This is a genomic window from Streptomyces sp. NPDC005492 (assembly GCF_040605995.1).
GTDB lineage: Bacteria > Actinomycetota > Actinomycetes > Streptomycetales > Streptomycetaceae > Streptomyces.
In genome coordinates this window covers 18,542-29,475 of record NZ_JBEXDX010000016.1, presented here as the reverse complement: position 1 = coordinate 29,475, position 10,934 = coordinate 18,542, and the positions used below count along the sequence as shown (strand labels likewise).

Annotated in this window: 9 protein-coding genes; 3 read left to right on the top strand and 6 right to left on the bottom strand. The window is 68.1% G+C overall.

The annotated features are described in order from the left end of the window. Window positions 1-150 precede the first annotated feature (150 nt). Window positions 151-1,095: a formylglycine-generating enzyme family protein gene (locus ABZT04_RS22250; RefSeq protein ID WP_356058603.1), complete on the top strand. Its 945-nt coding sequence runs from the start codon at window positions 151-153 to the stop codon at window positions 1,093-1,095. Between the two features lie 76 nt (window positions 1,096-1,171). Here the strand turns inward: ABZT04_RS22250 and ABZT04_RS22245 are convergent, their stop codons facing one another. After that, window positions 1,172-1,594 carry a hypothetical protein gene (locus ABZT04_RS22245; protein WP_356058601.1) on the bottom strand — a complete coding sequence of 141 codons (423 nt, stop codon included), beginning with the start codon at window positions 1,592-1,594 and terminating at the stop codon, window positions 1,172-1,174. A 275-nt stretch (window positions 1,595-1,869) separates the two neighbouring features. Between ABZT04_RS22245 and ABZT04_RS22240 the strand changes: the two genes are divergently transcribed. Beyond that, complete coding sequence (locus ABZT04_RS22240) at window positions 1,870-2,223, top strand: hypothetical protein (protein WP_356058790.1); 354 nt, start codon at window positions 1,870-1,872, stop codon at window positions 2,221-2,223. A gap of 168 nt (window positions 2,224-2,391) precedes the next feature. Here the strand turns inward: ABZT04_RS22240 and ABZT04_RS22235 are convergent, their stop codons facing one another. The 5 genes from ABZT04_RS22235 to ABZT04_RS22215 form a co-directional block, all read right to left on the bottom strand. Beyond that, complete coding sequence (locus tag ABZT04_RS22235) at window positions 2,392-4,872, bottom strand: carbohydrate binding domain-containing protein (RefSeq protein WP_356058599.1); 2,481 nt, start codon at window positions 4,870-4,872, stop codon at window positions 2,392-2,394. A gap of 120 nt (window positions 4,873-4,992) precedes the next feature. Continuing rightward, window positions 4,993-5,850: a glycoside hydrolase family 43 protein gene (locus tag ABZT04_RS22230; RefSeq protein ID WP_356058597.1), complete on the bottom strand. Its 858-nt coding sequence runs from the start codon at window positions 5,848-5,850 to the stop codon at window positions 4,993-4,995. Between the two features lie 142 nt (window positions 5,851-5,992). Beyond that, window positions 5,993-6,883, bottom strand: a complete 891-nt coding sequence (locus tag ABZT04_RS22225) for a carbohydrate ABC transporter permease (protein WP_356058596.1) — start codon at window positions 6,881-6,883, stop codon at window positions 5,993-5,995. Between the two features lie 38 nt (window positions 6,884-6,921). Further along, the gene (locus tag ABZT04_RS22220) at window positions 6,922-7,794 is read right to left on the bottom strand and encodes a sugar ABC transporter permease (RefSeq protein WP_356058594.1); all 873 of its coding nucleotides are present in this window, start codon (window positions 7,792-7,794) and stop codon (window positions 6,922-6,924) included. Window positions 7,795-7,881: 87 nt separating this feature from the next. Further along, on the bottom strand, window positions 7,882-9,150 hold the full coding sequence (locus tag ABZT04_RS22215) for an extracellular solute-binding protein (RefSeq protein ID WP_356058592.1): 1,269 nt from the start codon (window positions 9,148-9,150) through the stop codon (window positions 7,882-7,884). A 390-nt stretch (window positions 9,151-9,540) separates the two neighbouring features. On the opposite strand from ABZT04_RS22215, the gene ABZT04_RS22210 reads away from it, so the two are divergent. Beyond that, on the top strand, window positions 9,541-10,563 hold the full coding sequence (locus tag ABZT04_RS22210; protein WP_356058591.1) for a LacI family DNA-binding transcriptional regulator: 1,023 nt from the start codon (window positions 9,541-9,543) through the stop codon (window positions 10,561-10,563). Window positions 10,564-10,934: the final 371 nt, after the last annotated feature.

The following is a 10,934-nucleotide window of genomic DNA, read 5'->3' as shown; positions in this document are numbered from 1 at the left end:
CCGGGACCTGCCGTCGGGGCATCGCCGACATCGTCCTCGTCTTGATCGAAATGATCGTCATCGTGATCGGGAAGTTCGTATGACTTCACTCAACACCCGCCTCCCGTCCGCCCCCGCAGGCGTCACCGGCCCGGATCCCGAGGCTGGGCGGTGAGCGGGTTCGTCCGGATCGAGGGGGGCTTCTTCCGCATGGGGTCCGACCGCTTCTATCCGGAGGAAAGGCCCCAACACAGCGCCTGGACAGGGCCGTTCGAGATCGCTCGCCACGCCGTCACCAACCGGGAGTACGCGACGTTCGCCGAGGCGACGGGGTACGTCACCGTCGCGGAGCGTCCGATCGACCCCGCTGCGTTCCCCGGTGCCGGGGAGGTCGAACCCGGCTCGCTCGTCTTCACACCGACGAGGGGACCGGTCGATCTGCGCGACTGGCGCCAATGGTGGCGCTGGGTTCCCGGCGCGTCCTGGCGGCACCCGTACGGCCCCGACAGCGATCTCGAAGGATACGAGGACCACCCCGTCGTACAGATCGCCTACGCGGACGCGCTCGCATTCGCCGAGTGGTCGGATGCGCGCCTGCCGACCGAGGTGGAGTGGGAGCGCGCGGGGCGCGGGGGCCTCGACGGCGCGACCTACGCGTGGGGGGAGGAGCCGGACGACGGAAGTCGCGCGAACACGTGGCGGGGGCGTTTCCCCTACCTGGACAGAGGAGCGCACGACCGGGTGGTCCGCACGGCCCCCGTCGGATCCTTCCCACCGAACGGTTACGGCCTCCACGAGATGACAGGCAACACGTGGGAGTGGACATCGACGCCATGGAGCAGCCCGCACCGGGTCGACGAGCATCAGGCGCCAGTCCGGTCCCGTTCCCCTCAGAGCGGCACAGCGGGTGGGCACTGCTGCGCTCCGCGGTGGGACCCGCCCGCGCAGTTCCCTGCCCCCGAGGTTCTGGTACCGAACGCCGATCGCGTACTCAAGGGCGGATCCCACCTCTGCTCGCCCGAGTACTGCCTGCGTTACCGCCCCGCTGCCCGATCCGCCCAGAGCGAGGATTCGGCCACCACGCACATCGGGCTGCGCCTCGCCCGAGACGCTTGACCACATCGGACGCGGGATCAGCACACTGCAGAGCACCTCCTCCAGCATCTCGTCGTAGATGTCGAAGAGCATCGACTCAACGTGCCAGCCGCTGCGCGCACCGATCAGGGCCTGCCGCAGCTCGAAACACGTGTCGAAGGCGCGCAGCCACAACTGAAGCGGGTCGGCGAGTACCGGCCGGGCCTTTGCCACCGCGTACAGCCGGCTTGGCCACCCGGACCAGCCGTGCCTTCTTCGCCCACTCCACCAGCAGGCCCAGCCGCGGCAGGTCGTTCGAAGAGCGCACCCCCTCGGTCCTGTCGCCGGTGCCGAGCACGTCCACCAGTTCGCGGACGTCGGCCATCCGCAACCGCCCCGCGGCCGTGACCACCCGGCCCTCGTGCCCCGCCCACTGCGCAAGCCCCCGCAACTGCGCCACGACCGTCGACGTCTCGGCCTGTAGCCGCAGTTCACTCTCCGGAGGGAACCACAGGCAGCTGCGAATCGGCCCGAGCCCCATCGGCCAACACGCGGCCGTTCAACCGCCGATCCATGGTCGCGTCAAGGGCTGCTGATCGTAGGCGACGTCTCCGCGCTGAGCGCGCTCCGCGAACCGCTGGAACGCAGCCCCGTCCATGACGTCCACGGCCCCGCTCTGGCTGCGGGCCGGGGCGCACGTTCTGTGAGCGGGGCGTCGCACGCCGGCCCGGGGCTGTGCGCCGACTGTCCAGGGCGCTTCGGAGGTGGGGCTCCGGGACGGGAGAGGTATCCCCCGGGGGGACTCGGGAGGGCCCGATGGGACGTGACGTGCCGGCCCTGGTGTTCACGCGGGAGGACCGCCGACGGTACCGGGACAAGATGCACACCTGCCTCGACGTCCTGGCGCAGATGCTGCGCGAGTCCGGCTTCGAGAGCGAGCGGCCGCAGGTCGGGCTGGAGATCCCCGATCCGCAGCCGCCCGCGCCGCCAGCCCCGCAACTGCCCGACCGCCCGGCCTACCAGCAGATCATGGCGGTGTTCGCCACCGCCGACGCGCCGCTGCGGGCGCGGCAGGTGTGCGAGGCGCTGGACATGGAGATCGCGCCCAACAACATCAACAACACCCGCCTGAAACTCAAGCGGCAATCGCCCTGGACCGGGCTCGGGTGATGCGGTGCATGACGATCGTGCCCCGTACCTGTTCTCGTCCGCCAGAGGCGCGTTCCTGTACGGCCGAACCTCGCGTTGAGCGGGTCCGCCGGCCCTGAGGCCGCGGCGGGCCGGGTGATTCCGGCCCGCCGCCTGTGCGAGGGAGCCTTCCCGCGGGATCAGTGACCGTCAGGGCAGTTTGATCAGGGTGTAGTCGTCGCAGTATCCGGACGCCGAGCCGCTGTTCTTGTAGCAGTACACGTCGGCCGAGGAGGCGGTGGCGCCCGTGGTGAAGAAGATCGGTTGCTGGGCGTAGGACGTCGTCGAGGTGCGCAGATACGTTTCCGTGCCGCCGAAGCTCTTCACGCCCACCGCCACTTCCTCGCCGGCGGTCGCGGCCTTGGCCCAACCCGCCAGCAGGTAGGTGCCGCTGGAGGTGAGACCGCCGACCGTCTGGATTGCGCCGCTCGCACTGGCCGCCGTCTGGAGGGCGTACGTGCCGGTGCGGGCGTTGGACGCGACCACACTGGACGCCGTACCGGTGCTCTGGACCCAGGGGGTCAGGGCGGCCGTCTCGAAGCCCGGGTTGGTGATCGCGTTGGTGGCGGAGGTCAGGGGTTCCACCGCGAGGTCGTCGCAGTAACCGGTGCCCGTGCCGCCCGCGTTCTTCCAGCAGTAGACGGTGGCCGTGGTGCTGGAGGAGCCCGTGGTGAAGACGACCGCGGCCTGGGAGTACGACGTCGTGGCGATGTTGGTGAACGTCTCCGTGCCGCCGAAGCCCTTGACGCCGATCGCGAGGGTCTCACCGGCGTACGCGACCTTGGCCCAACCGGTCAGCAGATAGCTGGTGTTGGGGCTGAGGCCGGTCAGCGCCTGGTTGGCTCCGCTGCCGCTCGCTGCGGTGGCCAGTGCGTAGCCGCCGGTACGGGCGTTGCCGCTCGCCACCGACGAGGAGGTTCCGCTCGCCTGGGTCCAGGGGCTCAACGCACCCGTCTCGAAGCCCGCGTTGGAGAGCAGGTTGCCGCCGGTGCCGTTGTAGGCGCCGATGTTGGGGGCCGCTGTCGCGGAGACCGTGTTGCCGTAGGCGTCCTTGCCGCCGTTGTCACTGATGACCGCGCCCGCCCGGATCGCCGGGGAGGAGGGGTGCACCTGGTAGGCGTTCTTGCCCATGTACGACGAGGACGTGACCGTGTTGCCCGGGTTGCGGAACTGGGGGTCGGTCACCACCTTCGCCGCGTCCGTGGGCTCGGACGAGGGATGGTTGCCGTAGAAGAGGTTGTTGGAGTAGACGGACGAGCCAGTGGTCGTGAAGTAGCCGCCGGTGCCGTAGTTGAAGACCGCGTTGTTCTTGAAGGACAGCGCGCCGGAGATGCTGGAGCCCGAACGCGAATACAGGATCGGGGTATTGAGGCCGCTCCGGTTGACGTAGATGCTGTTGTTGTAGATCAGCGGGACCGCGGCCGAGGACCCGCTCCGGTTCGGGACGCCGCCGACGAAGTGGAAGACGCCCTTGCCGTGGGTCGGGGTGCCGGAGGCGGGGCAGCCGTCGTTCGTGCCGTCGTTCTCGCTGATGTTGTAGCGGATCACCGTGCCGTCGCTGGGGACGGTCGAGGTGGGCTCGTTGGCGATGGTGAACGGGGGCATCACCAGCATGAAGCCACCGAGGTTCTGGTGGCTGTAGTTGTACTGGAACGTGGTGTTGTGGTTGCCCCAGTCGACGTCGTAGCCGGTGCCGTCGGCGCCGTTGACGTGGCAGTACACCTCGTTGTTCTGCACGACGGTGTCGTTGCTGCCGGACATCCAGATGCCGGCCGAGGCGCCATTGCAGTACTGGCCCGAGGGCGGGCAAGTGTTCTTGGCGCCGCCGTAGCCCGCCTTGTTGCCGTCGATGAGGGCGCCGTCGTTCTTCACGACGAGGATGTCGTCGGCGCCGTCGTAGGTCATCGTGTTGTTGCGGATGACCGTGCCGGTGGTCTGGCCGGTGCCCTGGCCGTCACCGTCCGGGGTGACGGCGACGGCTATCCGGTCGACGTGGTCGAAGGTGTTGTTCTCGATCACCACGTCGTCCCACGTGGAGACCGGGGTGGTGTGGTCGGTCTGGACACCGACGCCCGCGTTGGTGGCGTACCAACCGCCCGCCCAGCCACTGATGTTGTGGATGCTCATGTCGTGCACCCGGATGTGGTGCAGGATCCCGCCGGAGCTGTTCTCGGCGAGGACACCGGAGCGGTAGGCGGGCGAGGACGCCGCGTTGGTGAGGTCCAGGCCGCCGATCTCCCAGTACTGCTGGTTGAGGAGATGGATGACCGGGCCGGTGGCGCCGTTCGCATCGATGACGGGCTTCGCGCCGCTGCCGTACGCACCCATGGTGATCGGGCTGCCGGAGGCGCCCGAGCCGCCGGGGGTGAGCTGGCCGGTGCAGGTGGTGCCCGCGGCGAAGAGGACGCTGTCGCCGGCCGCGAAGGTGGTGGCGTTGACGCTGCTCACCGAGTTCCAGGGACTGGCCTGGGTGCCGCTGCCGTTGGTGGCGGCCGAGCAGTTGACGTAGTAGGTGCTGCCCGCGGCCAACGCGGTATGGGCCGGGAGAAGGAGGGCGCCCGCCAGGGTGGCGAGCAGGGTGAGGATGCGGGATGCCCGGACGCCCGGGCGGTCCGTTCTGCGACGCTTCATCGCGGCGCTCCTTGCTGAGTGGAGGTGTCCGCCGCGACGCGGGACGCGACGCGGGGCTTCCTACACCGGGCGACCGACCTGAACGGACGCGCCCGGAGTCTGTGGCTGGCCGCGATCACCTCATCGTGCGGGGAGCGTGGCCGGGAGGGAGGTCTCCAGGACGGAGGCGTGCCGCATCCCCTGTGGCAGGGCCAAGGCGACGGGCTTCCAGTCCACGCCGTCCTTGCTGCGGACTGCTCCGTACCGTCCTTCGAGGTAGTGATCGAAGATCATCACCAGTTCGTCGTCGCGGCGCAGGAGCGAGGGGCCTTCGACGACCGAGGGCGTGATCGGGCCCGTGGAGTCCGTGTACGGCCCTCCGGGGATCTCGAAGGTCGTCAGGTGGATGTCCTTGTGCGCGGTGGCGAGGTCGTTGGTGCCGCGTTCGTCCTTGTACGCCATGAGGAAGCCGCCGCCGTCGAGTGCGCGCACGGTGGCGTCGATGACCGAGTGCCCGGGGTCGAAGAAGACATCGGGGGCCGAGAACGTACGGAAGTCCTCGGTGGTGCAGTGCCAGATGCGGTGGTCTTGGCCGATGTGCTCGTAGTCCCGCCCTTCGGCCGTGCTGCCCGGCTCGACGACCGACGACCAGATGAGGTGGTACAGCCCGGTCCGGCGGTCCAGGAAGAACTCCGGCGCCCAGGCGTTGTGGGCGCCCTCCACGGCGGCCATCACCGGTATGAGTTCCTGGTCCGACCAGGTGAGCAGGTCCCCCGAAATGGCGTGGACGATGTGGGGGCTCGTCCAGCCGTCGGTGGCCAGCAGATGGAACAGACCGTCCGGGCCCAGGCCGATGAACGGATCCCGCAGTCTGCCGGTGCCGACCATGCCGCGCAGGACGGGCCGGCCGCCGTTCACCGCCGCGAATTCCTCGCCGTCGTGGCTGTAGGCCAGGTGCAGGGCCTCGTCGGCGTCGGTGAAGTAGGAGACCACGTACATCGGTTGGGGTCCTTTCAGAGCATCGGACGTCGGGGCGCGGGCGAGCGCGTCGGGCAGGGGGCACATCGCCCTCGGACGCCGAAGTCGTCGAGTGCGGGAGGGGGGCCGCGGTCGGGGTGGGGTCAGTGCGGGGCCGGGCGGGTCAGGACTTGACCGCTCCGGCGGACATGCCGGCGACGACCTGGCGCTGGAAGAAGGCGAAGATCACCAGCAGCGGCAGAACACCGAGCAGGGCGGCCGGGAACAGGGTGGTCGGCTGCACGGTGTGCGGGTCGATGAAGGAGTACGCGTTGACCATGACGGTCCGCTTGGACGGGTCCTGGAGGAACACCAGTGGGACCAGCAGGTCGTTCCAGATCTGAAGGGCGACGAAGGTCAGCAGCGTGCTGGTGACCGGGCGCAGCAACGGCAGGATGATCGTGAAGAAGGTCCGGAAGGCGCCGCAGCCGTCGATCGCCGCCGCCTCCTCCAGGTCGGCCGGGATCGTGCGGATGAAACTGGTGTAGAAGAACACGGCGACCGGCAGGTTCAGCGCGGTGTAGATGAGGACGACGCCCAAGTAGCTGTCCAGCAGATTCAGATCGCGCATCAGCAGGTACAGCGGCGCCACGACCACGAACACCGGCACGGAGGTGCCGAGGATGAACAGCCGGTACACCGCGGTGGACCAGTGCTGGGTGATCCGGGCCAGCGGATAGGCGGCGAGCGAGCCGATCGCCGTGATGGTCACGCACGAAAGGCCCGTGATGAGCAGGGTGTTGAGGGTGCTGGGCCCGTAGTGGATCTGACTGAAGGCCTGCGAGAAGTTCTTCAGCGTCAGCGAGTGCGGGACGCCCAGCGGGGAGCGGGCCACGTCGGCGGCGGTGCGCAGCGAGGTGACGACCGTGAAGAGGAACGGCAGCACGAAGAGGAGCGTGCCGAGGCAGAGCAGCACGGTGCCCAGGCCGCCGGTGAGCCGGCGCAGCCGGTCGCGGGGCGCCTTGGCTGTCGCGGACGCCTTGGGCGCCGTACGAGTCGCGGTGAATGAAGTCATGATGACGATCCGTCAGCTTCCGTTTCCGTCGGGTTCCATCAGATCCGTCGCTCGCGGAGCCGGAGCAGGGACGAGGTGGCGCTGGACAGGACGACCACGGTCACCAGGAGGACGACCGACAGGGCGACGCCGTAGGCGAACTTCCCGCCACCAAAGACGTTCCGGTACACCAGCAGGGTCAGGGTGTCGGTGGCGCCGGCCGGGCCGCCGTTGGTCAGCACGAGCGGGAACTCGAAGACCTTCAGCGAACCGATCAGACTCAGGGTCACGTTGACGGTGAGCGCGGGCGCGAGCATCGGCCACTCGATGCTGACGAAGCGCCGCCAGCCGCTCGCGCCGTCCAGTGCGGCGGCCTCCAGGAGTTCGGTCGGCAGGTTCATGTAGCCGGCCAGGAAGATCGCACAGGAGTAGCCGGTGAACATCCAGATGTTGACCGCGGCGACCGAGTACAGGGCGGTCGAAGTGTCGCCCAGCCAGACGTGGTTGAGTCCATGCAGGCCGACCATGTCCAGCAGGGCGTTGATACCGCCGTCGGGGGCGAACAGGTACGACCAGATGAAGGCGGCCATCACCGGGGAGATCAACGTCGGGGTCAGCAGGACGACGTTGAGCACCTTGCGCACCTTGGGGCGGCGGAACAGCATGCTCGCGAATAGCAGCCCGAGGCCGTTCTGGACGACGACCACGACGACCGCGTAGAGCACGGTGTGCCACAGGGCGGCGGTCACGGCCGAGTCGTCGGCCATGGCCTGGTACTGCTGGGTGCCGACGAAGTTGGCGATCGGGCCGCCGAGGCTGTCGGTCATGCTCAGGTAGACGCCGCGGGCCAGCGGATACAGCATGAACAGGCCGTAGACGACGATCGCCGGAAGCAGGAAGGCGGCCATGGTGGCGCGCCGTCGGTGGAACACGGAGTCCTCCTCTTGCCCGGATGGCCGTGGTGGGGGCGGCCAGGAGTCGTCCTCCCGTCCCCACCACGGCAGACCAGGGTGGCCGGGTTACTTCGCGGAGGCCGCGGTCTGGATGTCCTTCAGAGTCTGGGCGGCGGACGCCTTGCCCAGCAGATAGGCCTGGATCTTCGAGCCGATCGCGGTCTCGGCGGCGGCGCCGTACCAGGAGTCGGACGGCAGGATCCGGTAGCGGCCGTCCTTGAATGCGGTGGTGAAGGCCGTCGTCTCGGTGCTCTCCGGCGTGGTCCCGCCGGTGAACGGCGACTCCGCGTGCTCGGCGTCGAGGTACTTGGCGAGGTTCTCGCTCTGCGACCAGAAGTCGACGTATTCGCGGGCCGCGTCAGCCTTCTGCGACTGGGAGTTGACGGCCCACATTGTGCCGGAGAAGAGCATTCCGTTGGGCTCGGTGCCCTTGTCGCCGCCCGGCCAGGGCGCGAACGAGACGGGGAAACCGGCCTTCTTGACGTTGGAGACCTGCCAGGCGCCCTGGTACCAGAAGGCGCTCTTGCCGGCGCTGAAGTCCTGCGGACCCTGGGACCACTCGTCGATGCCCAGCTCGTTCTTCCAGTTGACGTACCCCTTGTCCTCCAGGGTCTTCAACTGGGCGAGCGGGCCGGACCAGTCGGGGTCGAAGGAGTTCTTGCCGACCAGGAAGTCGGCGTCCCACGTCCTGCTCTTCTGGTAGACGGTGGTCGAACCGGCGGCCTGGAAGACCGAACTGCCGGTCCAGCCGGACTTGTCGGGCAGCGCGATGGGGTTGATGCCGGCCTTCTTGACCTTGGCGAGGTCGTCGAGGAACGTCGGCCAGTCGGCGGGGACCTCGGTGATGCCCGCCTTCTTCAGCAGGTCCATGTTGGCGTACAGGCCGATGCCGATCAGCTCCATCGGCATGGCGAGGGTCTTGCCGTCGGCCTGCGCGAAGGGCTTGGCGTCCGGGGCTATCTTGCTCGCCCACGTCTCCTTGGACAGGTCGGCGAGGTAGCCGGAGGCGCCCCACTTCTTCATCTTGTCCGTGTCGACCATGATGACGTCGCCGGCCTTGCCGCCGAGCAGCTCCGGCTGGAGCTTTTGTACGTAGGTGTCGTTCGCGGTGATGTACTCGAAGTCGACCTTGATCTTGGGGTGGGCCTTCTCGAAGGCCTTGTTGATCTCCGCGACGTTGGCCGGCTCGGCGCCGCCGCCCTTCCATGCCTGCACGTGGATGGTCACCGTGCCGTCGCTGGAGGCGCCGGACGACCCGCCTCCGCACGCGGCCAACGGCGCCGCCATGGCGGCGACCGTGATGACGACCGCGAGTCGTCTCCCAGAACGCTTCATTGCACACCTCACCCGTCGGTGGACACCGACTTGTCATGTCTGAAGGGGCTTGTGATCCGACCGGCCCGCGCCGGGTGGGCGCAGCGCCGATACGTACGGAAAAGGGCCGGTCGACCCGAGTTGCGGCGAACGTTACGTGCCGATGGCCGGGAACTGTAACGCAAAACTTATCCGACATCTATATGTAACTTTCTGTGGCCGATCGGGCGGGGTGGAGTTGCCGATCCCCCGGGCGCTTTCTGCACAAGCGGCGCATGTGCCAGTCTGTTCGGAGGGTCGAACCGACACTTCTCGGGAGTCTTCATTGACTGACGTCTGACTTATCGTTAAAGTTTCGACACGCATGTGGCAGTTACGAGATGGCCGCAACGTCGGGCAAAAGGAGTTCGGGTGGCAGGGCGGGTGACCATCGCGCAGGTGGCCGAGGAGGCTGGCGTCTCCGCGATGACCGTGTCCAACGTCGTGAACGGCAAGCCGGGGGCCTCCGAGGAGACCCGGCGCCGCGTCATGGAGGTGGCAGGGAAGCTCGGCTACCGGGCCAACGTCGCGGCCCGCAACCTCAAGGCCGGCCGCAGTGGACTCGTAGGGCTCATCGCTCTGGATCTGACCAGCCAGTACGGCCTGGAGATCCTCCGCGGAGTCGCCGACGAACTCGCCAGCGCGGAGCAGGAGTTGCTCGTCAACGCCTCGTACCACGACGCGGTGCGGGAGAAGGACCGCATCGAGTTCCTGACCCGTGGCCTGGTCGACGGCGTACTCCTGATCGCCCCCGTGCTAGAGGACGACACGGTCAAGCTGCTGCGCCGGCAGAAACTACCGTGCGTCATCATCGACCCCCGCCGGTTGGACGTACCGCTGCCCCGGCTGACCGTCGACAACTACCACGGCATGCGCCAGGGCACCCAGCACCTGATCGACCTGGGCCACACCCGCATCGCCTACCTCCGCGGCGAAGAGGACCTCGAAAGCACGTCCATCCGCTTCCAGGGCTTCGAGGATGCGATGCGTCTTGCGGGCCTGGAGGTCGACGGCCGTCTGGTCGCCTCGTGTGACTTCTCCTACGCCAGCGGCTTCCGCACTGCCAAGCGTCTGATTACGGAACACCGGCCTACGGCGATCATGGCCGGCGCGGACCTGTTGGCGCTGGGCGCCATAGATGCCGCACGAGCGCACGGCCTGAACGTTCCCACCGACTTCTCGGTCGTCGGCTTCGATGACCTCCCGCAGGCCGCGCAGAGCTTCCCCGGCCTGACCACCGTGCGGCAGCCGCTGCATGACTTGGGTCAGAAGGCTGCCCGCGCACTTCTGTCCCTCATCGAGGGGCAGAAGTTGCTTATGGAGCACATGGAGGTGGGCACCGATCTCGTGGTGCGCAACTCCACCGCTCCGCCCTCCGGCGAAAGCATGCCGTGACCGCGGGCCCCGCGCCGGGCTGTCCCCGAAGGAGCCGCGCTGATCTGTCGGCGCTCTGATGAGAGGTGTGCAAGCTGAAGTTGCTGGTCACGGGGCTGGTGTGCGTGGGTATCGGGATGCTCGTGCTGGTCGCTGGCAGGTGACTTGGGTGAAGATCGTCGGTCATCGGCCGCCGACCGGCATGAGTACCCAATTCACCATTCACACCACACCCGTGACCTGCGACTCCACGATGCACACTGCTCACTGCACAGGCGGAGCCGGGTATTGCTCCGCCGGACTCCGACAAGACGGCTGTCTAACTGGACACAGCGGGACGGGTGATCGACAGGTCCCCAGACGCGGCGGCGACCACGAAAGCTGGCGGACTC

Coding starts and splice junctions, on each gene's coding strand:
- ABZT04_RS22245 (WP_356058601.1), bottom strand. CDS start 1,594: ATGGGGCTCGGGCCGATTCGCAGCTGCCTGTGGTTCCCTCCGGAGAGT.
- ABZT04_RS22230 (WP_356058597.1), bottom strand. CDS start 5,850: ATGTACGTGGTCTCCTACTTCACCGACGCCGACGAGGCCCTGCACCTG.
- ABZT04_RS22215 (WP_356058592.1), bottom strand. CDS start 9,150: ATGAAGCGTTCTGGGAGACGACTCGCGGTCGTCATCACGGTCGCCGCC.
- ABZT04_RS22235 (WP_356058599.1), bottom strand. CDS start 4,872: ATGAAGCGTCGCAGAACGGACCGCCCGGGCGTCCGGGCATCCCGCATC.
- ABZT04_RS22240 (WP_356058790.1), top strand. CDS start 1,870: ATGGGACGTGACGTGCCGGCCCTGGTGTTCACGCGGGAGGACCGCCGA.
- ABZT04_RS22225 (WP_356058596.1), bottom strand. CDS start 6,883: ATGACTTCATTCACCGCGACTCGTACGGCGCCCAAGGCGTCCGCGACA.